The sequence below is a fragment of the Nocardiopsis nanhaiensis genome, from assembly GCF_054778635.1.
Genome location: NZ_BAAGZJ010000021.1, coordinates 39,306 through 60,946, shown reverse-complemented (window position 1 = coordinate 60,946; position 21,641 = coordinate 39,306). Strand labels below are relative to the sequence as shown.

The following is a 21,641-nucleotide window of genomic DNA, read 5'->3' as shown; positions in this document are numbered from 1 at the left end:
CCGACTCCGAGAAGGAGCGCCGCGATGAACACACCTGGCGAAGGGCGGGCGGAAGCCCGCCGCCAGAAGCTTCTGACCCAGTTCGAGGACCCGAAGGTCCGCGGCCTGTGGGCCGACCGGTCAGCCCGCCTGCGCCGCTTGTACCTGGTCCTGTTCTTGGTCCTGCTGATCACGGCGGCCCTGACCATGATGGCGCTGGCCCAGAGCACGGTGGTGTTGCTCGGGGCTTGCCTCGTGGTGGTCTTGCTGCTGATTCCGCAGAACCGGGTGCTCCAGGTGCTCGAAGCCGGTTCGCGGACCATGTACGGATACGAGCTGGTGGTGGACGAGCGCCAGCGCACCGAGATCGACGAGGCCCGGAACGTGGGCCATTCGGTCACGACAGCGCTGTTGATCCTGGCGGTGGCGATCACCGGCGCCGCGCACCTCACCAATGCCTACCCCGTGGGCGAGACCACCGTGCCGGTGGGTGTCTTCCTCCCGGTGGCCTGGGTGGTCCTGGCGCTGCACCGGTCCTTCCCCGTCTTCTACCTCGCCTGGACCCAACCGGGCGAGGTCCCCGACGACGGGGACGACGGGCCCATCGGACCATAAGCAGGCTTTCCTGCTTGGCAGGCCTTCAGTATCAGGCTCGCGACGACTCGGGTTCAGGGCTCTCTGGTTGACCTGAGTGCGCGGTACAGCGGTGGGCTACGGGGTCAGCCAGGGCAACGGATTCCCGGTCCGGCCTAGTACAGGAAGGGGTCGGGTCCCGCCCAGCCGTAGGTGCCGCGTTGGCGGGCCTCGGCCAGCTCGTCCTCGGAGAGGACGCGGGGCTCGCCGATCTGCCGGGCGCGCAGGTAGGTGGTGCAGAGCCAGTCGAGCAGCCGGAGGTTCCCCCAGGCGTGCTCCAGGTTCCGGCCCAGGGCGAGGCCGCCGTGGTCGGCGAGCAGGGCGGCGTCCCTGCCCTTGAGGGCCTTGACCGCCTGGTCGGCGATGTCCCCCGTGCCGTAGGGCATGTACGGGGTCACGCTGATGGCGCCGCCCAGGCCCGCGGCGCGGTGGTGGACCGGGGGAAGCTCGGGGAGTACCGAGGACACTGCGGTGGTGTCGGTGGTGAACGCGTTGACCAGCGCGAGGGACTCGCGGCCCCGGTCGGCGGCGTGGCGGTGCACGGCCATGTGGAGGGTGGCCTCGGCGGCGGGGTCGCGCCGGCCTTCGAGCATCCGGTCGTCCAGGGACATCACCGGGCAGTCCTGCGGCTGGATCTGGTCCAGCGGTACACCGTGGGGGCTGACGACCACCAGCTCGCCGCTGCGGACGCTGACGGTACCGGCTTCGCCGGGGGCGGTACCCGGGTACTGGGAGATGGCGCGGGCGGTCAGGCAGACATCGCGGCGTTCCTGTTCAAGCAGCATGCGTTCCTCAGCGGGGTGCGCGGGCAGCGGTCCGTGGGGGTGCGCCCCCGGGCGTGAGCCGGACGAACCGACTTAGGTACACCTAAATATACGTCAAAGACTCGTTCTGTTGTTCTCCAGGTAAGTGTGTCGTATCGCCCCCGTGAGGGGGCACGGCATAGGAGTGCTTCGAGGGGCCGGTGACGTGGGCCACTGGTGAGGCGTTCCATAGCGCGGTATTTTTCCTGTTCAGCCGCGCTTGTGGGAGCGTTGGTGTGTATGTGTCCTATGAGACGAGGCTGTAAGTGACTAGCGATCTTCACACGGGATCCGAGAATCGGCCCGACGTAACCCTGCCGTCCGTGCCGTACCTGTCCGAACCCGGCTCGGCCACGGCCACAAGCCTGTACATCGACGGCGAGTGGCGGGCGGCGCAGAACGGAAGGGTCCGGGAGATCCTGGACCCTGCGGACGCCTCCGTCCTGACCATCGTGAGTGAGGGCGGCAGGGCCGACAGCGAGGCCGCCATCGCCGCGGCACGGCGCGCCTTCGACTCCGGCGAGTGGCGCCGCACCGCCGCGGACGAGCGCGGCCGTATCCTCGACCGGATCGCCGACCTGCTCCAGCGCGACCGCGAAGAGATCTCGGTCATGGAGTCGCTGGACACCGGCAAGACCATCGAGGAAGGCGGGATCGACGTCGACGACGTCACCAACGTCTTCCGCTACTACGCCGGACTCGCCGACAAGGACGCGGGCCGTCTCGTGTCCGCGCCCGAGGGTGTCCAGAGCAAGGTCGTCTACGAGCCGGTCGGTGTCTGCGGCATGATCACGCCGTGGAACTACCCGCTGCTGCAGCTGGCCTGGAAGATGGCCCCGGCCATCGCGGCCGGCAACACCATGGTGATCAAGCCGAGTGAGATCACCCCGGTGACCACCGCGAAGCTGGTCGAGCTCTCCACCGAGGCGGGCGTCCCGGCCGGCGTGGTCAACATGGTGCTGGGCAGCGGCCCCGACGCGGGCGCCCCCCTGTCCGAGCACCCCGACGTGGACCTGATCTCCTTCACCGGCGGCCTGGTCACCGGCAAGCGGATCATGGCCGCGGCCTCCGACACGGTCAAGAAGATCGCGCTCGAGCTGGGCGGCAAGAACCCCAACATCATCTTCCCCGACGTGGACCTGGACACGGCCGTCGACTACGCGCTCAACGCCGGGTTCTTCCACTCCGGCCAGGTGTGTTCGGCGGGTGCGCGGCTCATCGTGCACAACGACGTCTACGACGCCTTCACCACCGAGCTCGCCCGTCGCGCCGAGGCCATCCGGATCGGCCGTGGCCAGGACGACGACGTGCGCTGCGGGCCCTTGGTGTCGGCCGAGCACCGCGCCAAGGTCGAGAAGGCGGTGGCCCGCGGAGTCGAGGAGGGCGCCCGCATCATCGCGGGCGGCAAGCGCCCCGACGAAGCGGACCTCCGGGACGGCTACTTCTACCGCCCCACCGTGTTCGTGGACTGCGACCGCGCCATGGACATCGTGCAGACCGAGGTGTTCGGCCCGGTCGTGACCGTCGAGCGCTTCGAGACCGAAGCCCAGGCGGTCGAGCTGGGAAACGACACCGACTACGGGCTCTCCGGAGGCGTCTGGACCAACGACACCGCCCGCGGCGAGCGCGTGGCCGCGGGCCTGCGCCACGGCACCGTGTGGGTCAACGACTACGGGCCCTACTTCCCGGGCGCGGAGTGGGGCGGGTTCGGCCGCAGCGGCATCGGCCGCGAGCTCGGCCTGGCCGGTCTGGACGAGTACCGCGAGGCCAAGCACATCTACCGCAACCTCGCGCCCGAGCCGCAGCGCTGGTTCGGCTGACGGCTTCCGGTCCCGGACACCGTTTCCGGGACCCCGGTCGCCCGGTGGCGCGGTCCGTCCCCGCGCCGCCGGGTGTCCTTCCTCAGCAACGGACAACGCACGACACACAACACACAGGTCGGATTCCCCCCGGCATCCCCCGAGTAAGCGAAACGAGAGGATTCGGGCCGTGTCCAACAACGAGACCACGTATGACTACGTGATCGTCGGTGGCGGTACCGCTGGATCGGTGATCGCCAACCGGCTCACGGAGGACCCCGACACCACCGTCTGCGTGATCGAAGGCGGACCCGACGACCGGGACCACGAGAACGTGCTCCGGCTCCGCGACTGGTTGAGCGTCCTCGACGGCGACCTCGACTACGGGTACACCACCACCGAGCAGCCCAACGGCAACTCGCACATCCTGCACTCGCGCGCCCGGGTGCTGGGCGGCTGTTCGTCGCACAACACGCTCATCAGCTTCCGGCCGTTCGCCGAGGACCTGGACGAATGGGTCGCGGCGGGCGCCGAGGGCTGGGACAACGCCACCGTGCAGTCCTACGCCGACCGGATCAAGTGCAATATCGTCCCGATCGCCGAGAAGGACCGCAACGACATGGTCAAGGACTGGGTGTCCTCGGCCTCCGAAGCGGCGGGCGTCCCGGTCGTCGAGGACTTCAACGCCCTCACCTCGCACGGCGGCGGCTTCGCCGACGGCACCGGCTTCCTGTCCATCGCCTACGACCCCTACACGGGTTACCGCTCCTCCGCCTCGGTGGCCTACCTGCACCCCGTCATGGACGTGCGGAAGAACCTCACCGTGATGCTGGAGACCTGGGCCGGCCAGGTCCTGTTCGACGGTGACCGCGCCACGGGCGTGAGCGCCACGACCGCCGACGGCGAGCGGATCACCGTCAACGCCCGCCAGGAGGTCATCCTCGCGGCGGGCGCCGTCGACAGTCCCCGCCTGTTGATGCTGTCCGGCGTCGGCAACGCCGAGGAGCTGGGCACGCTGGGCATCGAGTCCCGCCACGACCTGCCGGGCGTCGGCGAGAACCTCCAGGACCACCCCGAGTCGATCATCATGTGGGAGACCAAGGAGCGGGTCCCCGAAGAGACGGTGATGGACTCCGACGCGGCTCTGTTCGTGCGGCGCGACCAGAGCGACCCGCGCCCGGACCTGATGTTCCACATCTACCAGATCCCCTTCGACGACAACACGAAGCGGCTGGGCTACGACTCGCCCGAGGACGGCTACGCGGTCTGCATGACCCCGAACATCCCGCGGTCCCGTGCGCGCGGCAAGCTCTACCTCACCAGCAGCGACCCCCAGGAGAAGCCCGCCCTGGACTTCCGCTACTTCACCGACCCCGACGGCTACGACGAGAAGACCATCGTGGACGGGCTGAAGATCGCCCGCGAGGTCGCCGCCACCGGGCCGTTCAAGTCGTGGCTCAAGCGCGAGGTCGCTCCGGGGCCGAAGGTGCAGACGGACGAGGAGCTGTCCGAGTACGGACGCCGCGCCGCGCACACCGTCTACCACCCGGCCGGCACCTGCAGGATGGGCGCAGCCGCAGACGACGGCGCCGTGGTCGACCCCCGGCTGCGCGTGCGCGGCCTGAAGGGCCTGCGCGTGGCTGACGCGTCCGTGTTCCCCACCCTGCCCACACCCAACCCCATGGTGATGGTCCTCGCCCTGGGTGAGCGTGCCGCGGACCTGATCCGCCAGGATCGGGCGGCCGACAAGGAGGAGACCCGATGAGCACCCAGGCCGCCGAGGCAGCCCCGTCCGCGGGCGCCTCCGACGTGACCTTCTCGGTCCGCAACCTGTGGAAGATCTTCGGCAAGAACGCCGACAGCGTCATCGGCACCGAACTGGAGCGGGCCGACCGGGACCGCATCAAGGCGGAGACCGGCTGCACCGTCGCGGTGCGCGACGTGTCCTTCGACGTCCGTCCCGGTGAGATCTTCGTGGTCATGGGCCTGTCCGGTTCCGGCAAGTCCACGCTGATCCGGTGCCTGACCCGGCTGATCGAGCCGACCTCCGGATCGGTCCTGCTGGACGGCGAGGACATCGAGGAGGCCACCGACCAGCGCCTGCGCGAGCTGCGCCGACACAAGATCGCGATGGTCTTCCAGCACTTCGGCCTGCTGCCCAACCGGAAGATCATCGACAACGTCGCCTACGGGCTGGAGGTGCGCGGGATGCCGCGCGCCGAACGCTACGAACGGGCCCGCGAGATGATCGAGATGGTCGGCCTGGCCGGCAGCGAGAACGCCCGACCCGGCGAGCTGTCCGGCGGTATGCAGCAGCGTGTCGGCCTGGCCCGCGCGCTGGCCGTCGACCCGCAGGTCCTGCTGTTCGACGAACCGTTCAGCGCCCTCGACCCCCTGATCCGCCGGGACATGCAGAACGAGGTGTGTCGGCTCCAGCGTGAGCTGAACAAGACGTCGGTGTTCATCACCCACGACCTCCAGGAGGCGCTCAAGCTGGGCGACCGCATCGCCATCATGCGCGACGGCGAGCTCGTCCAGGTCGGCACCCCGGAGGAGGTGGTGGGGCGCCCGGCCAACTCGTACGTCGCCGACTTCACCTCCGACGTCGCCCGCACCACCGTGCTCACCGCGCGGTGGCTGGTCCGCGACGCCTACCCGGAGGAGCGCACCGACGGCCCCACCACCGAGCCGGGCACGGTCCTGGCCGAGGTCCTGCCGATGCTCGCCGCGAGTACAGCCCCGGTCCGGGTGATGGACGGCGACACCCTCCTTGGTTACGTCGGCCGCGACGACGTGCTGCGCGCCATCGCCGAGGACCAGATGGAGGACGCCGAGGCGGTGGCCGCGATCGTGGAGGAGACCGTCGAGGAGTTCTCTGACGAAGCCTCCGACCACGGCGGCCCGGCACCGACCGGAAGCGGAGGGTGACATGGCCACGGTGACCGAACCCGCCGGTTCCACGGGAACCGGCGCGGGGGAGCCCGAGGGTTCCGGAGGGACCGGGAGCCTGCTGCGCAGCAGCTGGGTCCAGGCCCTCGCCGTGCTCGCGGTGCTGGTCGCGGGCTACTGGGTGTCGCGTGCCTTGGGCAACCCGGCCTGGGCCGGGGGGTTCCCCACCGGCGTCGGAGACAGCTTCATGGCGTGGCTCGACGGGGTGTACGCCTGGATCGTCGAGAACCGCAACGACAGCCCGCTGTTCCTCTACTTCTTCAACTACATCTCGGTGGGGCTGGGATCGGCCGTCGTGCTGATCAACCAGTTCCTCGACGCCCTCACCTGGGTCGGGGTGACCGCCCTCGGCCTGTTCGCCGCGTGGCGGATCGCCGGGTGGCGCGTCGCCCTGCTGGTGCTCGCGACCTTCGCGGTGTTCGCGCTCACCGGGCTGTGGAACGAGTCGATGACGACGCTGTCGCTCATCATCACCGCGGTGTTCATGGCCCTGCTGTTCGGTATTCCGCTCGGCATCCTCGCCGGGCGCAGCGACGGGTTCTACCGGGCGATCCGCCCGGTGCTGGACTTCATGCAGATCATGCCGGCCTTCGCCTACCTGCTGCCGTTCGTGCTGCTGTTCGGTATCGGCAACCCGGCATCGGCGGTCGTGACCGCGGTCTACGCGCTCCCGCCGGTCGTGCGGATCACCGCGCTGGGCATCCGGGAGGTGAACAAGGGCGCCATCGAGGCGACGACCTCGCTCGGGTCGACGCCGTGGCAGCTGCTCACCAAGGTGCAGCTGCCGCTGGCCAAGCGCACCATCCTCCTGGGCGTCAACCAGACCATCATGCTCGCGGTCTCCATGGTCGTCATCGCGTCGGTGATCGGCGCAGGCGGTCTCGGTGACGCCATCTTCCAGGCGCTGGCCAAGATCAACGTCGGCCAGGCCTTCCAAGCGGGTCTGGCGATCGTCATGCTGGCGATCGCGATGGACCGGGTGACCGGTGCGGTGGGCCACGGTGCCCACACCCCGGACATCCCCGAGCGCTACCGGAAACCGCTACTGGGCGGCGGGCTCGCCGGACTGATCCTCATCGTGGCGTTCGCCCGGCTCGCTGACCTGGGCGGTTGGCCGCGCGATCTGTCGTTCCGGGTCGACGTACCCGTGAACGCGGTGAACGACGCGATCGAGTCGGCCATCGGCGGCGCGTCCGAGGCCCTGGGTGAATGGACCCAGGGCAACGTGCTGGGTCCGCTGAACGAGCTGCTCACGGGTTCGCCCTGGTGGCTGGTGGTGCTGGTCGCCGCCGCGCTGGGGTGGATCTTCAGTGGTGCGCGCACCGCGGTGGTCTCCGGTGCGGCCTTCGTGGCGATCGGGCTGCTTGGTGTGTGGGACAACGCCATGGACACGCTGTCGCAGGTGCTGGTCGCCACCGTGCTCACCATCGGGCTCGGTGTGGTGCTCGGTGTCCTGATGTCGCGCAGCGACCTGTTCGCGGCCATCCTGCGCCCGGTCCTCGACTTCATGCAGACCCTGCCGCCGTTCGTGTACCTGATCCCGGCGGTGGCTCTGCTCGGCCTGGGTCCCGTTCCGGCGCTGGCGGCCGCGATCATCTTCGCACTGCCCCCGGTGGTCAGGCTGGTCAACGACGGTATCCGCGGGGTTCCCGCCGGAACCATCGAGGCCGCGGTGTCCCAAGGCTCCACGAAGTGGCAGCTCCTCACCAAGGTCGAGCTGCCGATGGCCGTTGGCTCGCTGCGCCTCGCGGTCAACCAGGGGATCATCCTGGTGCTGTCCATGGTGGTCATGGGTGCGCTGGTCGGCGCCGGCGCGCTCGGCAACGACGTGGTCCTCGGTCTCGCCCAGAACGAGCTCGGTCTGGGTCTGGCCTCTGGCCTGGCGATCGTCTTCCTCGGTCTGTTCCTGGACCGGGTGACGCAGGGAAGGAGGGCATCCCGTGCCTAGTCCGGCGAGAAAGAACACCCTGTTCCGGCTGTTCGCGGTGGGGCTGGCCCTGGTGATGGTGAGCTCCTGCGCGGTGCGCACCGACCAGATCACCCGGGACCCCAACACCGTGCGGATCGCCGTGAACAACTGGGTGGGCTACGAGGCCAGCGCCGAGGTGCTGGCGCACATCCTCCGCGAGGAGATGGACTACGAGGTGCAGCTGGTCCGGGTCGACGAGCAGCCCTCGTGGCAGGCCCTGGACCAGGGGGTCCTGGACGTCATCGTGGAGAACTGGGGCCACGACGACCTCCTGGAGCTGTACGGGCCCGAGGGCAACGGCACTGTCGTGGACGGTGGCCCGAACGGCAACGAGGGCGTGATCGGCTGGTACGTCCCCGCCTACCTGGCGGAGGAGTACCCGGAGATCACCACCATGGAGGGCCTGCGGGAGAACACCGACCTGTTCCAGACCGCCCAGACGGGTGACCAGGGTGAGTTCCTGGCCGGGGCGCCCGGGTTCGTCAGTCAGGACCAGGGGATGATCAACGCCTTCGACATGGACCTGGAGATGGTCTACGCGGGTTCGGAGGCCGCTCAGATCACCGAGGTGCGCCGCCGGTACGCCAACGAGGAACCGGTGCTCTTCTACTTCTTCGACCCGCAGTGGTTCCAGGAGGAGGTGGACCTGGTCAAGGTCGACTTCCCGGACTACTACGACGGGTGCGACGAGGATCTGGACTACGTGGACTGCGACTACCCGGCCTACGACCTGAACAAGATCTTCCGGGCCGGTTTCGTCGAGGAGGGCGACCACGCCTACCAGTTCCTCGACAACTGGACGTGGACCAACACCGACCAGAACGCCGTCGCGCAGCTGATCGCGGACGAGGAGCTGTCCCCTCCGGAGGCGGCCGAAATCTGGGCCGACGAGAACCGCGACGTGTGGGAGGAGTGGCTCCCCGAGGGCTACGAGAACCGGTGATCAGCTAGCGGGATCATGAGTGACCAAAGGGGCGGGGGTCGAGGGGCTCCCGCCCTCTCCTTGTTGCAGGGCTGGAACCCCCCTTGCCCGCTTGCAGGGGAAAGGTGAGAATCATTCACCTATCCCCCTAGCGGCTGGAGCGACATGCACCAGGGACGACTGGTAACGGCGCTCGGTACGGTCCTTTTACTGGACGCGCTCCGGGTGTTTCTGCCCTCGCTGATCACCCTCTTCGGGCAGGCGGGCTCGACCAGTCCCGAACTCATGGGGGCCTACGCCCTCGCCTGGTTCCTGCTCCCGTTCCCCGCGGTTCTTCTCGCCCGCAGACTGTCGCCCCTGGCCGTCGCCCTGACGGCGGGTGCTCTGCTCGCGCTCGGCCGGGTGGCCCTGCAGGTCACCGAGGGCGGAGACCCCCAGCTGTACCTGGCCTCGGCCCTGGTGGGTCTGGGAGCGGTGTGGTTGGTGTGCACGGCCATGGCAACGGCAGCGGACGGCAGGCTGACCGCGCACGGGGCGATGGTCGGTGTGGTCGCCGGTGTGGCCGCCTCCGCGGTGCTGCACACCGTGCTCGGCACGGTGGACCTGCTCTGGCGCGAGGGCTGGACCGCCTGGTTCGGGGTGCTCGCCCTGGCGGTCACCTTTCTGGTTCTGGCCTTCCGCGCCCTGCGCGCGCCCCTCCGAGAATCCGCCGCCACCAAACCGCGCACCTGGCTCGCGCTGGGGCCGCTGCTCTTCCTGGCCGGGCTCTACTTCGCCAACCCGGCCGTTGCGGAGACGGTCGGCGGGACGCCCTACACCGCGGCGGCGCTGAGCACGGCCGCCGTGCTGTCGGTCGCCTTAGCGGCCCGGCCCCGCCTGCTCACCCCGAACCCGCTCCTGCCCCTGGCCGTGCTGCTCGCCAGCCTCACCACCCTGTGGCTGGCGCCTCTCCTTCCCGGCGACGTGCCCGGGACTCTGCCCGCGTGGTCGCTGGCGGCGCTGCTGCTGGGCCAGCTCGCCCTGGCCGCCTGCGCGGGCTGGGCGGCCATCGACACCGCCTCTAAGGCCCCGGCGCTGCGAACCGGCATCCTCGCCGCCTCGGGCCTGCTGTTGTTCGTCGTGTTCGTGTTCGCCTTCTTCGCCGCCTACGACCTGCACATCCCCAACGACTACGTGCCGTTCCTGGCCCTGCTCGCCCTCACCGCGGCGGTCCTGCCGAGGGCGGGCTCCCCGGTCACCCCGCCCAAGGACCGAGTGCTCGGGGTGACCGGCGCGGCCGCTGTCGTCGCCCTGGCCGCCACGGTCGCCGCACCACTGCTCCGGCCACCCGTCCCCGCCCCCGAGCCGGAAGCCGACGGACTGCGGGTGGCGGCCTACAACGTGCGCATGGGGTTCGGGATGGAGGGCCGTTTCACCGTCACCGAGCAGGCAGAGGTCCTGCGCGAACTCGACGCAGACGTCATCGCCCTCAGCGAGATCGACCGGGGATGGCTGCTCAACGGTTCCCACGACGGCCTCTCCCTGCTGGCGGAGGAACTCGGAATGACCGCGTACTGGGGCCCCGCCGCCGACCCCTTCTGGGGTGACGCCCTGCTCACCAACCTGCCCGTCTCCGATCTGCGCGGGCACCCCCTGCCCGACAGCGGCCCCACCGGCGCCCAGGCCCTGGAAGCAGTCCTCGACTGGGACGGCACCGAGGTCACGGTGATCTCGACCCACCTCCAGCCCGAGGGCTACGACATCGGTAATCCAACCGCGGAGGAGCAGCTCGACGCGTTGATGTCCATCGGGGAGCGGGCGCACAGCGAGGGTCGGCCCGTGGTGATCGCCGGGGACCTCAACTTCGAACCGGAGGAACTGGGGTTCGACCGGCGGCCTTTTCGGGACGCGTTCGAGGAGGTGCGGCCTTTCCCCACGATGGTCACGGAAACGGAGTCGGACCAGCAGATCGACCACGTCCTGACGACCGATGACCTGGTCGCCAGCGGCACCGCCAACCCGGACGTGCCGTACTCCGACCACCGCCCGATCGCCGTCACGCTCGCCCCCGGGCCCTGACACGGGGGCGAGGGTCAGGATTCAGATGCCGCCCCCGGCACGCCACAGCACGGATGAGGAGAACACCGACAGAACGGCGAACACCACGGCGAACGGCACGCTGACCACCAGGGCGCACACCCGGGGTGCCAGGCCTCGGCAGGCCAGGAGGACCAGGGCGGCGACGCCTCCGTCGAAGACGTACACGCGCGGATCGACGTACTGCATCGGGTGACGCATGTCCTGGTGCCAGAGGCAGACGGGGGCGAGCACCAGCCCGATGGTCGTGGCCGCGGCCATGACACGTCGCATCGTCCGCTGGGAGCTGAGGCGGTGCCCCCAGAAGCCCAGCAGTGCGCCAAAGGCGAGACCGATGACCACCCAGCCCCGGTACTCCAGGTCGTTCAGCGCGTACTCGATGACCTGTGACCCAAGGGCGTGGCCGAGGACCCCGCTCAGCAGGGTCGTCATACCGGCCAGTGAGGCATGGCCCGGACGCGACGCGGACCAGCTGGCCAAGACCGCGGGCAGGACGAACAGGCCGTACGAAACGCTGGGGTACTCGTTCATCTTGAGGATGTACAGCGCCGAGAGCACACCGCCCGCGGTTCCCAGAGGAGCCATCAGGAGCAGCAGCGCCCACGGGTGCCGGTCCCAGAACGCACGAAGCGCTGACGGGCGAGGTTCCGGACGCTCTTCCAGCCCCAGCAACCGCATGGCCCGTGCTGTCTGCGAGGCATCGGGAGAACCCTCAACCATCAGGGCTGTCCGCCGGTCAGGACATCGCCCAGGTAGGTGAGCGTCTCTTCACCTTCGAAGTCGAGAGCCACGGAGAGCTCACTAGGCAGTGTTGCCAGTGTCTTCTCGACCATGTCCTCCGCGCTGCGCGCGGCGGTACTGGCTTGGGGATGGTGGACACCGGTGACAGACACAAGGCTCCTAGGGCATGGAAGCAACTCCAGGGAGCGGGCTGACCACAGATTAGAGGCGCAGGCTGAGATGTGTAATCACGGAGTTAGCTGTCGGGCACGCTCTGTCCCACGGGCGGTTCGGGCTGTGCTGTGTGTCCTGGTGAAACAGCGCTCGGTAGCGAAAAGGTGAGACGGGTGGTTCAGCGCTCGCTTTCGAAGGCAGCGCTGAGCAGCAGTTCTGCGGTGCCTCAGGGCGGAGGCTTCGGTGGGGGTGACCGGATCTGGCCAGCGAGTGCTGACTGGTGCCTACCTCGGTGAGGGCGCATGGCTCAGAGGCGGTGGCTGCGGCCCGCGATTGCAGCGCGGAACGGGTTCCCGGGGCACAAGGGGAACTGGAGACCCCGGGCCGGGGGTAGGAGTCCGGCCCGGGGGTGATCAAACACCCGAACACGCCGGGTGTTGACTGAGTGTAACTATAGCGGTGTCCCGTGCCGGGTGGACGGAGTTTCCCGGACTTCTCAGTGGGATGGCCGTTCGTAGTGCAGGCGGCGGCTCACCCAGTACACGTTCACGCAGGACGCCACGAAGGCGATCCCCAGGATGAGGATCAGCCAGGCCTCGTCGGTCCAGTACATGGCCGCGGCCGTGCCCACCAGCAGCACCAAGGCACCGAACACAGCCAGCGACAACCGGAACCCGAGCGCGCTCGCCGGGCGGTCGTGGCTCCCGAGCGCACCCTTCAACCTGCCGCGTCTGGCACGTTCCATGACTGCACACCTCCCTCATCCACAGGCCTACCCCAACCCGATCGCGATACCGCTCTTGACCCCGGTGCGGCTGAGCGGCGATGCTTGGCTCCATCGGCGTCAGTCATATCTGGAAACCGCCTGACGTGACCTTCTCCTTGTCATACCATCCGGTTATGGGTTCGGACATGAAGGAACACAGAATCACCATCCGCGAATTGCAGCGCAACGCCGCTGAGGTGTTCGATCGGGCTGGGCGGGGCGAGACTTTCACCGTGACAAGGCGAGGTGTAACGGTCGGTCGTGTCCTTCCCCCGGACGAAGCGGAGGAAGCGCTCACGGACGCGGTGGACCGCGGACTCATCGATCCGCGTGATCTCGACGCTCTACCCAAAGCAGGAGAAGCCGTCGGCATGGTCCGCGAGGAGTCGCCTCCCGGTACCCGCTTGGCGACGGATGCCTTGGCGGAACTGCGGTCGGAGGAAACCGAATACTGATGTTCGTCTACCTCGACACCTGTGCTGCACTCAAGCTCTTCAAGGAAGAGGTCGAGTCCGAAGCGCTGGAGAACTGGCTGAACGCTCAGGACCAGGCGCGTCAGATCACCAGTTACCTCACCCGAACCGAGCTGCGGCGCGCACTGCACGCGGTTGGCGCGCGGCCGGAGACCCTTGAGAGGGCGGATGCCTGGCTATCCCGGGTGGCGCATCTGCGCATGCCCGCAGACGTATTCGACACGGCCGGTGAGCTCGCTCCCGGTAGTCGGCTCAGGTCCTTGGACGCATTGCATCTCGCCAGTGCGTTGGGGCTTGGTGCCGCCCTGACCGCGTTCGTGACCTACGACAAGCGCTTGGCCGAATCGGCAGCGGCCGCGTCCCTACCGGTCGTGTCCCCCGAGCCCTGAACTGCACCGGGCAAGGTGAAGGGCGCCCCCGTTGGGAGCGCCCCTCGTCCAGCTCTTGGCCTACACGCCGTCCATGATGGCGGGCAGGGCCTCCTCGTACGAGGTCCGCAGCTCGTCCAGGCCGAACTCCAGTACACCGCCCGGGTGGGTCACGGTCACGCTCTCGCCGCCCACGGCACCGATCTGGGCGACCGGCACGCCGTGCTCGGCGGCCAGCGCCACGAAAGCTTCCTCGTCACCGGGCTCGACCGCGACCAGCGCGCGGGCGCCGGACTCGCTGAACAGCGCCGTGAACGCGTCGCCGTCCACCTCGACCCGCGCGCCCCTGCCGCCGCGGAGAGCGGACTCGGCCAGGGCCACGCCCAGGCCGCCGTCCGAAAGGTCGTGCGCCGCGGCTGCCAGACCCCGCTCGGCGGAGGCGGCCAGCACCTCGCCCAGCGCTGCCTCTGCGGCGAGGTCCACCTGCGGCGGCAGCCCGCCCAGGTGACCGTGCACCACGTCGGCCCAGGCGGAACCGCCGAACTCGGCGCGGGTCTCGCCCAGCAGGAACACCCGGGCGCCCTCGGTGTCGAAGCCGGAGCGCAGGCGCGTGTTCACGTCGTCGATCACGCCGAGCACACCGATCACCGGGGTCGGGTCGATCGGCACGTCACCGGTCTGGTTGTAGAAGCTGACGTTTCCGCCGGTCACCGGGGTACCGAGCTGCTGGCAGGCGTCGGCCAGGCCCCGGGTGCTCTCCGCGAACTGCCACATGACCCCGGGGTCCTCCGGCGAACCGAAGTTGAGGCAGTTGGTGACCGCGAGCGGACGGGCGCCGGTGGCGGAGACGTTCCGGAACGCCTCGGCGTAGGCCAGCTGGGTTCCGGCGTAGGGGTCGAGCCGGGTGAAGCGGCCGTTGCCGTCGGTGGCGAGGGCCACGCCGCGGTCGGAGTCGTCGGAGATCCGGATCATGCCGGAGTCGTGCGGGGCGGACACGACCGTGTCGCCGCGCACGTAGCTGTCGTACTGCTGGGTGACCCAGGTCGGGTCGCCCACGCCGGGGGCGCCGAGGACTCGCAGGACCTGCTCGCGCAGCTCGTCGTCGCCCTCGGGGCGGGCCAGCATCGCGGCGTCGTCGGCCCGCAGGGCGTCCTGGGACTCCGGGCGCGCGTAGGGGCGCTGGTAGACCGGGCCCTCGTCGGAGGCGGTCCGGGGCGGCATGTCCACCACGGTCTCGCCGTGCCAGGTCATCACCAGGCGGCCGCCGCGCTCGGCCTCCTCGGCGGTCACGTCGGTGACCTCGCCGATCTCGGTGGCGACGATGCCCCACTTCTCGCAGACCGACAGGAACGCGTCCATCTTGGCGGGCTCGACGATCGCCATCATGCGCTCCTGCGACTCACTCATGAGGATTTCCTCGGGGGTGAGCCGGTGGTCGCGCAGCGGGACCCGGTCCAGCTGGATGTTCATGCCGCCGGTGCCGCCCGCGGCCAGCTCGGTGGTGGCGCAGGAGACGCCGGCCGCGCCGAGGTCCTGGATGCCCACCACCATGTTCTCGGCGTACAGCTCCAGGCTGCACTCGATGAGCAGCTTCTCCATGAACGGGTCGCCGACCTGCACGCTCGGCCGCTTGGACTCCGATTCCTCGTCGAAGGAGGCGCTGGCGAGAACGGAGGCGCCGCCGATGCCGTCGGGGCCGGTGGTGGCGCCGAACAGCACCACCTTGTTGCCCGGGCCGGGGGCCTCGGCGAGCTTGATGTCCTCATGCTTCATCACGCCCACACACAAGGCGTTGACCAGCGGGTTTCCGAGGTAGCTCTGTCCGAACCCGATCTCGCCGCCGATGTTGGGCAGGCCGAGGCAGTTGCCGTAGAAGGAGATCCCGGAGGTCACGCCGGGCAGGACGCGCTTGGTGTCGTCGGCGTCGGCGGGTCCGAAGCGCAGCGCGTCCATGACGGCGACCGGGCGGGCGCCCATGGTGAGGATGTCGCGGACGATGCCGCCCACTCCGGTGGCCGCGCCCTGGTGGGGCTCGACGAAGGAGGGGCTGTTGTGCGACTCGATCTTGAACGTGACCGCGCGCCCGTCGCCGACGTCCACGACGCCCGCGTTCTCGCCCATGCCGACGAGTAGGGCGTCGCTGGCGGGGGCCTTCTCGCCGAACTGGCGCAGGTGCGTCTTGGAGGACTTGTAGGAGCAGTGCTCGCTCCACATCACCGAGTAGATGGCGAGCTCGGCCGCGGTGGGACGGCGGCCCAGGATCTCGTGGACCCGCTCGTACTCGTCCTTGGGCATGCCCAGTTCGGCGTACGGCTGCGGTGTGTCCGGGTTTCCGTACGCCGTGGCGACGGTGTCGAGGCCGGGGACATCAGACATGCGGTGGTTCCGTTCGGGTGTCGCGGGGTTGCGCGGAGGTGGCGGCCGAGCCTTGGCTGTGTCCGCGGCCCGGCACCGGTTCAGTTGGCGGGCTGGTCTCCCGCGTTGCCGAGCATCAGGACGGGGAGGGCGTCGGCCTCGGGGGCCGAGGAGTCGGCCACCAGGGTGGTGCCGTCGGTGAGGACGGAGTCCGTGAGCGCGACGTCGTCCGGGGAGTCCTCGTCTTCCGGGAGGTCCTGGCTCCAGCCGTGGGCCAGCAGGTGCTCGTAGACCGCTTCGACGCTCTCCTCGGGCCCGGCGTCGAGCTCTTCGCCCTCCTCGTCGGCGACCAGGATCAGGCGGAAGCAGTACCCCTCGGCGCAGTGGGCCTCGTCCTGGTCCACGTAGGTGTATCCGGACGGAGGCGTGCCCAGCGCTTCGACCTCCGGCGGGGGCTCTTGCTCTTCACCCTCCGGCGCCTGAGGCCCTTCCTGGCCCTGGCCTTCCTGGCCCTGGCCCGGCCCGAACTCCTCTTCGGGTCCGGCCGCGGGGGGCTGGTTGAAGGACTGGAAGAGGCCGATGGCCCCGGTGACCACGAGGCCGAAGACAAGCAGCCCCACCAGTAGGTACAGCATGATGCGGGAGCGCAGCATCGAGATCATCGCGAGGATCGTCCCCCTCTCGGTGTTGCTTCAGGCCAGGGCCGGCGTACCGGCTGCCAGGTGGGTGAGGATCGAGTTGAAGAAGCCCAGGCCGTCGGTGGAGGGCCCGGTGAGGGCCTCGACGGCGTGTTCGGGGTGCGGCATCAGGCCGACGACGTTGCCGTGCTCGTTGGTGATCCCGGCGATCTCGCGGCGCGACCCGTTGGGGCTGCCGCCGACGTAGCGGGCCACGACCCGGCCCTCGGACTCCAGCCGGTCCAGGGTGTCGTCGTCGGCGACGTAGCTGCCCTCGCCGCTCTTGAGGACGACCAGGATCTCCTGGCCTTCGGTGTAGTCGTTGGTCCACGCGGTCCCGGCGTTCTCCACCCGCAGGACCTGGTCGCGGTTGACGAACCGCAGAGAGGAATTGCGGGTGAGGGCGCCGGGGAGCAGGTGGCTCTCGCACAGGATCTGGAAGCCGTTGCAGATGCCCAGGACCGGCAGCGCGCCCGAGCGCGCGGCCGGCAGCAGCTCGGACATGAGCGGGGCGAACCGGGCGATGGCTCCGCAGCGGAGGTAGTCGCCGTAGGAGAAGCCGCCGGGGAGGACCACGGCGTCGACGCCTTTGAGGTCGGCGTCCGCGTGCCAGAGCGCGACGGGTTCGGCACCCGCCAGCGAGACCGCGCGAGCGGCGTCCTTGTCGTCAAGGGAGCCGGGGAAGGTGACGACGCCCACACGGGCTGTCATGAGCACACTCCGAGTTTGTTGTTCGACGGGGAGAAGTCGGTGCCTGGCCCCGTCACGGGGACGGCGCTCCGCTACTTCCGCAGCGTACCCGCTCACCTGTGCGCGAGTACGACGGTCACCCCCTCCAGGGGGTTTCGGCCTGTGTGATCCTCTGATGGAATCCCCTCTGGGGCGGGGTGGAGATGTGTGACCCGACAGGTCGCGTGGCATGCGTCACGGCAGGGCCGGGCGTAGCCCCGGGTCCGCCGCCAGGGACTGTGTAGTGCAGGGGCCGCCGTACAAGGGAACCTCCACGCACAGCAGAACCACTACAGCAGGACGAAACGGGGCGACCGGGAGCTGTGGGCCAGCTCTTCCCGGTCGGCCGGATCGCAGGTGGTGACGCGTTTGCGCAGGATGACGGTGGTGCGGGGCTCGCCGCTGAAGGTGACCTCGTCCATGAGACACCGCATCAGCAAAATGCCCCTGCCCGATTCCTCTTCCAGACCCGGGAGGGGCAACTGCTGCGAGGTGAACCTCTCGACGAGCGCCGCGTTGTCCGGCGCTCTTCCGGTATGGGAGATCCTCAGTTCGCACCAGCCGGGGGCGAGTTCGGCCTCGACCGCGTAGGCGCGGGCGGGTTCCCCGTGTTCGACGGCGTTCGCGCTGGCTTCGGAGACGGCCAGGAGGATGTCGTCGACACATTCGGTGCACAGCCCTGCACGGCCGAGTAGGGCGCCGAGTACGTCGCGCACGACGGAGACCGTGTACGCCTGCCTGGGGAGGGAGATCGAGAAAGCGGTGTCCATCCGTGCACCTCTCGTGCTCCGTGTCGGTTACCAGCTCGGCACGTTAGGGAGCCTTCCCGAGGCTGCTCAGGGTAAAACGAACAGCCGTGCCCCCAAGGGACACGGCTGCCGGTACCGGACACTTCCGGTGCCTGGGGTTTCAGGATCGGGAACCCGGGAGCTCGGGGGCTCAGCTCCGCGGGAGCCCGGGGTCACAGGACCTGACGACGGGACTCAGGCCGGGCGGACCTCGAAGTCCTCGATCACGGTGTTGGCGAGCAGGGTTTCGGCCAGGCGGCGGACGTCGGCGAGCTTGGCCTCGTCCACCTCGCCCTCGACCTCGACCTCGAACCGCTTGCCCTGGCGGACCTGTTCGACCCCCTCGAAACCGAGGCGGGAGCAGGCGCCGGCGATGGCCTGGCCCTGGGGGTCCAGGATCTCGGGCTTGAGCATGACGTCAACCACGACGCGGGCCACAGGTCCTCCACAGGAAAATGGGTATGCCACTGGTTCGCCGTTCGATGGGCGCCTCTTCTGGACGCGCCTGGCGGGCGACGCCAGCGTATGACACCCCGGGACCGGGTAGTGGCATGGGCCAGGCGCCACGCAGGGCCTTTACCGCATGCTTACCGGGACAGGCGATGCTTTCGGTAGGCCCGTGACCCGTATCACGCGTATTGATGTCATCATTGGAGGCGTGATGCTGCGTCTAACAGTGTGGAAGTGATCATCCGGTCGTCCCGAGGGGGAATCTTGACGACTCTCGAAAAGGACCAGGCCTCCACGACCGGTGAAACCCGCGACGGGGAACAGACTCTGGACTTCGCCACTGCGGTGACACCGTTCGCAGACCAGCTCTACCCGACGGCGTTGCGGATGACCCGCAACCCCGCCGACGCCGAAGACCTCGTTCAGGAAACGTTCGCGAAGGCCTTCGCCAATTTCCACCAGTTCAGGGCCGGAACCAATCTCCGGGCCTGGCTGTACCGGATCTTGACCAACACCTTCATCAACAGCTACCGCAAGAAGCAGCGGGAGCCGCGTCAGGAGACCACTGACGAGATCAAGGACTGGCAGCTCGCCGCAGCCGAGGCGCACACGTCGTCCGGTATGCGCTCGGCCGAGACCGAGGTCCTGGACCACCTGCCCGACTCCGACATCAAGCAGGCCCTGGCCCGGTTGCCGGAGGAGTTCCAGGAGGTCATCTACCTCGTGGACATCGAGGGTTACGCCTACAAGGAGGTCGCCGCCCGCATGGGGACGCCTCTCGGCACGGTGATGTCCCGACTGCACCGTGCGCGCCGCCAGCTGCGCGAGATGCTCGCCGACTACGGTCGCGAGCGCGGAATGAAGGTGCCGGCCCCCAAGGCCGGTTCCGCCGCCGAATAACCGGTCGAGAAGCGCCCGGATTCCCATTCCGGGCACCTCCCCCACCGCGTTTTCCGGCTGAGTAGCCTGCGCCGGTCAGTGCGCTACCTCACGTACCCCGTGCCGCCTGTGGCGCGTGCGCCGATCCCGGCGCCGCGTCGGTCAGAGCAGGACCCGTCCGCCGGGTGCGCCGCCACACCACGATCGTGATCGCGACGAGCAGGACACAGGGCACGAGCATGACCGGCGACCCGGCGCCCGCCGACCGGTCCATCCCTTCAGCGAAGTCGTCGCGCATGAGGGCGGCCATGAGGAAGGCGAGCGTGTTGTTGACCGCGTGGATGACGACCGCGATCTCCAGCCCGCCGGTCCGCCACGTGATGAGGGCCAGGGTGACCCCCATCGTGAAGTAGTAGACGTTGAGCCACGGGTCGAGCGCGAGGTGCGCGACCGTGAACAGCACACTCGAGACGACCACGCCGAGCACGAGTGCGGCGCGCGGCCCCCGGCCCCAGCTCGCGGCGACCCGGAAGGCGAGACCTCGGAAGCCGTACTCCTCACCGGCCGACTGCAGCGGTGCCAACAGGAGGATCACCGCGAACATGACGAGGAGGTCGCCCACCGGCCAGTGCCCTTCCTCCTGGGGTGCGAGGGCCGAGAAGAGGGTCAGGTAGACCGCCCACACGGGCAGGATCACCAGGAACGCCCGCCCGAACACGTCGGGGCGGAACAGGGAGCGGACCGAATGCAGGGAGGCGCCCTTCACCCCGTAGAGCCACCGCTGGATGAGCATGCTCCACGGCAGGAGCAGGGCGAGCCCCAGCAGGGCGGTGGCCTGGAGCGCGGGCGTGAACTCGGTGCCGTCCTCCATCATCACGTTGCTCCGGCCGAGCGCCATGTCGATGAACAAGCCGACGAAGCTGAACCCGACCGCGAAGGCGAGCATCCCGCCCACCAGCAGCAGGAGCGCGGCGATGCCCCGCCAGATCCGCCGCTTCTCGTCGGAGAGGACGAGGTGGTACGGCACCCCGGGTGGGACCGGCCGAGGCCCGCGACGGCGCCGCTTCCTGGGCGGTGGTCCAGGTGGCGGCCCGGGAGGTTGTCCCGGCGGTTGGCCGTACGCGGGCTGTGTGGGCGGAGCCTGTTCCGGTGGGACTGGGGGTGCCTGGCCCGGGGTGGGGGACGGATCGCCGGGCGTCGGTGCGGGCGTAGGGCTGGAGCGGTCGTCTTCCCGGTTCATGCACCGAACCTAGTTCTGCGGGGTGATCCCGGGGAAGTACCGCGGATCATGAGGTTTCCCCGTGTTTCACACGGGACGGCGCATGACGGATGTCATGCGCCGTCCCGCCGTGCTAAGCGGGATCGGCGGCCTCGTCCACCTGCTGGAGCTGGATGAGGTTGCCGCACGTGTCGTCCAGCACCGCGGTGGTGACCGGGCCCATCTCCAGGGGGTCCTGGGTGAACTGCACCCCCTTGTCGCGCAGCCGTTCGAACTCGGCGTGCACGTCGTCCACGGCGAAGGCGGTGGCCGGGATGCCGTCGTTGACCAGGGCCTCCCGGTACGGCCCCACCGCGGGGTGACCGGAGGGTTCGAGGAGCAGCTCGGTGCCTTCGGGGTCCTCGGGCGAGACCACGGTCAGCCACCGGTGCTCGTCCACGGGTTCGCCCAAGGGGACGTCGTGTTTCTTCACGAAGCCCAACACGTTGGTGTAGAAGTCCAGGGCCTTGACCTGGCTGTCGACGAAGACGCTGTTCAGGTGGATCCTCATGGGTTTTTCTCTCCTGTGTCGGGCCGGATCCACCGCTCGGTGATGTGCCGAAGTGGTGCCGGGTTCATGTCGTGGAACTTGTAGCGGCCCTCGCGCCTGCTCTCGACCAGCCCGGCCTCCTCCAGTACGGCCAGGTGCTGGGAGACGGCTTGGCGGGACATGCTGAGCTGGTGCTTCATGACCAGCCGTCCGCAGAGCTCGAACAGGGTCTGTCCGGACCGTTCAGCCAGTTCGTCGAGGATCGTCCGGCGGGTGGGGTCGGCCAGAGCCTTGAAGATCTCATCGGCCATAGCGCCATGATAGGCAAGTTCTTGCTTGCCTATCAAGCCCTGTGCTGGGAATTTTCCCTCAAGGACGAGTTGT

Annotated in this window: 22 protein-coding genes; 10 read left to right on the top strand and 12 right to left on the bottom strand. The window is 69.0% G+C overall.

Annotated features, from left to right (window positions below; translation table 11 throughout):
* The first annotated feature begins 24 nt into the window (after positions 1-24).
* Positions 25-594, top strand: a complete 570-nt coding sequence (locus ACYVD1_RS12620) for a hypothetical protein (protein ID WP_460771689.1) — start codon at positions 25-27, stop codon at positions 592-594.
* Between the two features lie 134 nt (positions 595-728).
* Here the strand turns inward: ACYVD1_RS12620 and ACYVD1_RS12615 are convergent, their stop codons facing one another.
* Entirely contained in the window at positions 729-1,397 is a 669-nt protein-coding gene (locus ACYVD1_RS12615; RefSeq protein WP_460771685.1) for a class II aldolase/adducin family protein, read from the bottom strand.
* A gap of 341 nt (positions 1,398-1,738) precedes the next feature.
* On the opposite strand from ACYVD1_RS12615, the gene ACYVD1_RS12610 reads away from it, so the two are divergent.
* The 6 genes from ACYVD1_RS12610 (at position 1,739) to ACYVD1_RS12585 (ending at position 11,112) form a co-directional block, all read left to right on the top strand.
* A complete protein-coding gene (locus tag ACYVD1_RS12610; RefSeq protein WP_460771683.1) occupies positions 1,739-3,235 on the top strand; it encodes an aldehyde dehydrogenase family protein in 1,497 nt (498 codons plus the stop codon).
* 169 nt (positions 3,236-3,404) lie between these two features.
* The gene (locus tag ACYVD1_RS12605) at positions 3,405-4,979 is read left to right on the top strand and encodes a GMC family oxidoreductase (protein WP_460771680.1); all 1,575 of its coding nucleotides are present in this window, start codon (positions 3,405-3,407) and stop codon (positions 4,977-4,979) included.
* Entirely contained in the window at positions 4,976-6,142 is a 1,167-nt protein-coding gene (locus ACYVD1_RS12600; RefSeq protein WP_460771676.1) for a quaternary amine ABC transporter ATP-binding protein, read from the top strand. The genes ACYVD1_RS12605 and ACYVD1_RS12600 overlap by 4 nt, the downstream gene beginning before the upstream one ends.
* Position 6,143: 1 nt before the next feature.
* Complete coding sequence (locus ACYVD1_RS12595; RefSeq protein ID WP_460771672.1) at positions 6,144-8,111, top strand: ABC transporter permease; 1,968 nt, start codon at positions 6,144-6,146, stop codon at positions 8,109-8,111.
* A 55-nt stretch (positions 8,112-8,166) separates the two neighbouring features.
* Positions 8,167-9,075, top strand: a complete 909-nt coding sequence (locus ACYVD1_RS12590; protein WP_460771757.1) for a glycine betaine ABC transporter substrate-binding protein — start codon at positions 8,167-8,169, stop codon at positions 9,073-9,075.
* 144 nt (positions 9,076-9,219) lie between these two features.
* A complete protein-coding gene (locus ACYVD1_RS12585) occupies positions 9,220-11,112 on the top strand; it encodes an endonuclease/exonuclease/phosphatase family protein (protein WP_460771670.1) in 1,893 nt (630 codons plus the stop codon).
* Positions 11,113-11,133: 21 nt separating this feature from the next.
* Here the strand turns inward: ACYVD1_RS12585 and ACYVD1_RS12580 are convergent, their stop codons facing one another.
* From ACYVD1_RS12580 to ACYVD1_RS12570, 3 genes are all read right to left on the bottom strand, one after another.
* Positions 11,134-11,850 carry a DUF6518 family protein gene (locus ACYVD1_RS12580; RefSeq protein ID WP_460771666.1) on the bottom strand — a complete coding sequence of 239 codons (717 nt, stop codon included), beginning with the start codon at positions 11,848-11,850 and terminating at the stop codon, positions 11,134-11,136.
* Positions 11,850-12,023, bottom strand: a complete 174-nt coding sequence (locus ACYVD1_RS12575; RefSeq protein ID WP_460771664.1) for a hypothetical protein — start codon at positions 12,021-12,023, stop codon at positions 11,850-11,852. Before ACYVD1_RS12575 ends, ACYVD1_RS12580 begins: the two co-directional genes overlap by 1 nt.
* 497 nt (positions 12,024-12,520) lie before the next feature.
* Complete coding sequence (locus tag ACYVD1_RS12570; RefSeq protein WP_460754446.1) at positions 12,521-12,769, bottom strand: hypothetical protein; 249 nt, start codon at positions 12,767-12,769, stop codon at positions 12,521-12,523.
* 155 nt (positions 12,770-12,924) lie between these two features.
* Here ACYVD1_RS12570 and ACYVD1_RS12565 point away from each other — a divergent pair, with 155 nt between their 5' ends.
* Both ACYVD1_RS12565 and ACYVD1_RS12560 read left to right on the top strand, forming a co-directional pair.
* The gene (locus tag ACYVD1_RS12565) at positions 12,925-13,245 is read left to right on the top strand and encodes a type II toxin-antitoxin system Phd/YefM family antitoxin (protein ID WP_460771661.1); all 321 of its coding nucleotides are present in this window, start codon (positions 12,925-12,927) and stop codon (positions 13,243-13,245) included.
* Positions 13,245-13,652 (top strand): type II toxin-antitoxin system VapC family toxin, encoded by a 408-nt coding sequence (locus tag ACYVD1_RS12560; protein ID WP_460771659.1) that lies wholly within the window; start codon positions 13,245-13,247, stop codon positions 13,650-13,652. The genes ACYVD1_RS12565 and ACYVD1_RS12560 overlap by 1 nt, the downstream gene beginning before the upstream one ends.
* A gap of 60 nt (positions 13,653-13,712) precedes the next feature.
* Here the strand turns inward: ACYVD1_RS12560 and purL are convergent, their stop codons facing one another.
* The 5 genes from purL to purS all read right to left on the bottom strand — a co-directional run bounded on the left by purL (position 13,713) and on the right by purS (position 18,618).
* Positions 13,713-16,007: a phosphoribosylformylglycinamidine synthase subunit PurL gene (purL, locus tag ACYVD1_RS12555; protein WP_460771657.1), complete on the bottom strand. Its 2,295-nt coding sequence runs from the start codon at positions 16,005-16,007 to the stop codon at positions 13,713-13,715.
* An 80-nt stretch (positions 16,008-16,087) separates the two neighbouring features.
* The gene (locus tag ACYVD1_RS12550; protein WP_460771653.1) at positions 16,088-16,648 is read right to left on the bottom strand and encodes a hypothetical protein; all 561 of its coding nucleotides are present in this window, start codon (positions 16,646-16,648) and stop codon (positions 16,088-16,090) included.
* A gap of 30 nt (positions 16,649-16,678) precedes the next feature.
* The gene (purQ, locus tag ACYVD1_RS12545) at positions 16,679-17,374 is read right to left on the bottom strand and encodes a phosphoribosylformylglycinamidine synthase subunit PurQ (protein WP_460771650.1); all 696 of its coding nucleotides are present in this window, start codon (positions 17,372-17,374) and stop codon (positions 16,679-16,681) included.
* Between the two features lie 308 nt (positions 17,375-17,682).
* Positions 17,683-18,162 (bottom strand): ATP-binding protein, encoded by a 480-nt coding sequence (locus ACYVD1_RS12540; protein WP_460771646.1) that lies wholly within the window; start codon positions 18,160-18,162, stop codon positions 17,683-17,685.
* Between the two features lie 213 nt (positions 18,163-18,375).
* A complete protein-coding gene (purS, locus tag ACYVD1_RS12535) occupies positions 18,376-18,618 on the bottom strand; it encodes a phosphoribosylformylglycinamidine synthase subunit PurS (protein ID WP_014910038.1) in 243 nt (80 codons plus the stop codon).
* Between the two features lie 276 nt (positions 18,619-18,894).
* On the opposite strand from purS, the gene ACYVD1_RS12530 reads away from it, so the two are divergent.
* Entirely contained in the window at positions 18,895-19,530 is a 636-nt protein-coding gene (locus ACYVD1_RS12530; protein WP_460771643.1) for a sigma-70 family RNA polymerase sigma factor, read from the top strand.
* 88 nt (positions 19,531-19,618) lie between these two features.
* On the opposite strand, the gene ACYVD1_RS12525 is transcribed toward ACYVD1_RS12530, so the two are convergent.
* The 3 genes from ACYVD1_RS12525 to ACYVD1_RS12515 form a co-directional block, all read right to left on the bottom strand.
* Positions 19,619-20,536, bottom strand: a complete 918-nt coding sequence (locus ACYVD1_RS12525; RefSeq protein WP_460771641.1) for a lysostaphin resistance A-like protein — start codon at positions 20,534-20,536, stop codon at positions 19,619-19,621.
* Between the two features lie 325 nt (positions 20,537-20,861).
* Positions 20,862-21,278 carry a VOC family protein gene (locus ACYVD1_RS12520; RefSeq protein WP_460771639.1) on the bottom strand — a complete coding sequence of 139 codons (417 nt, stop codon included), beginning with the start codon at positions 21,276-21,278 and terminating at the stop codon, positions 20,862-20,864.
* Entirely contained in the window at positions 21,275-21,568 is a 294-nt protein-coding gene (locus ACYVD1_RS12515; protein ID WP_460771636.1) for an ArsR/SmtB family transcription factor, read from the bottom strand. The genes ACYVD1_RS12520 and ACYVD1_RS12515 overlap by 4 nt, the downstream gene beginning before the upstream one ends.
* Positions 21,569-21,641 lie beyond the last annotated feature (73 nt).